This is a genomic window from Mesorhizobium sp. M7A.F.Ca.US.005.03.2.1 (genome assembly GCF_003997795.1).
GTDB classification, from domain to species: domain Bacteria; phylum Pseudomonadota; class Alphaproteobacteria; order Rhizobiales; family Rhizobiaceae; genus Mesorhizobium; species Mesorhizobium ciceri.
Genome location: NZ_RZRP01001318.1, coordinates 1 through 1079 on the forward strand (window position 1 = coordinate 1; position 1079 = coordinate 1079).

Here is a 1079-nt window from a genome sequence, read left to right on the forward strand (position 1 = left end):
GCACATGCTCCTGCGATTGCCCGGTCGCTTCCATGCTGGCGGCGACGATTCGCTCCAGCGCCTCACGAACGCGCGAGACATAGGTCTCGCCCTCCGGCGTCAACGACACCGCATTGCCGCCGCGCTGGAAAATCTTGAAACGAAGCTGATCCTCCAGGCTTTTCACGCGCTGGCTGACCGCTGAAGCGGTAATAAACTGTTCTTCACCGGCGCGCGTGAAATTACCGTGCCTTGCAGCACTTTCCACGATTTTCAGCGAATTGAGGTTGACCTGACTGAGCAGACGCACGGTTTCGACCTTAAGCTTGGCTTACACTAGCACCAGCATTCCTAATTTTACAGGGGTGGGTGAATTAATCGACTGTTTACCAAGTGTTGCCCCCATCCTGGAGAAGTACAATGAACGCCCATACCATTCCCGAACTGCGTTATGCGATGAGCCGCGAAGCCATTATCGGCCATGAAACCGCCTGGAAAGTGTCGAGTTTCGGTGTCGCGCAATATCTGCACGGCTATGACCCGGCACTGCTTGCCGCGATCGAGGAGGCTGCCCTGAAGCTCAAGGCCAGCCATGCCGTGCACAAGCACCTCGATCTGACCTTCATCACCGGGGCCGACCGTTTCATCCCCGAGATCAGGGAATTGCTGCATGACAAGCTGCGCCTGGAGCGGCTGTCCGACATGATGGGCACCAAGCTGGAGCCCTATCCGCTGTCGATCGTCGGCTCGACGGTCACCTTCATGAATCCCAGGGACGGCGCCGTGGAGTGGCATTGCGATGGCGTTCCGGTCACCGAGCTCATTCCGCTGTCGATCAGCAATCCGCTGGTCGGCGGCCACCTCGAAATCTATTGCGACGACTCCGAAACCGGCCGCGCCATTCTCGAATCCGGCCGCGAGATCCCGCGCAACAGTGTCATGCGCATCGATCACAAGATGAACTACGCGACGCTCGGCCAGTTCCTGGGCGTCCTGCATCGCACCGCGCCGATCCGGTTCGGCGAGCGCGTCACGCTGGTGCTCAACCAGCGCTCGGTGGCCAAACCCTATGTCGACGACAACAGAATGTTCTATCTCGC

At 59.0% G+C, this 1079-nt stretch carries 2 protein-coding genes; one reads left to right on the top strand and one right to left on the bottom strand.

Going from position 1 to position 1079, the window contains the following annotated elements:
- Nucleotides 1–289 (bottom strand): LysR family transcriptional regulator (locus EN991_RS37400; protein ID WP_127370585.1); only part of this gene is annotated, 289 nt, incomplete at its 3' end.
- Nucleotides 290–399: 110 nt separating this feature from the next.
- Between EN991_RS37400 and EN991_RS37405 the strand changes: the two genes are divergently transcribed.
- On the top strand, nucleotides 400–1079 hold a 680-nt coding region (locus EN991_RS37405; RefSeq protein WP_164769714.1), incomplete at its 3' end, for a hypothetical protein.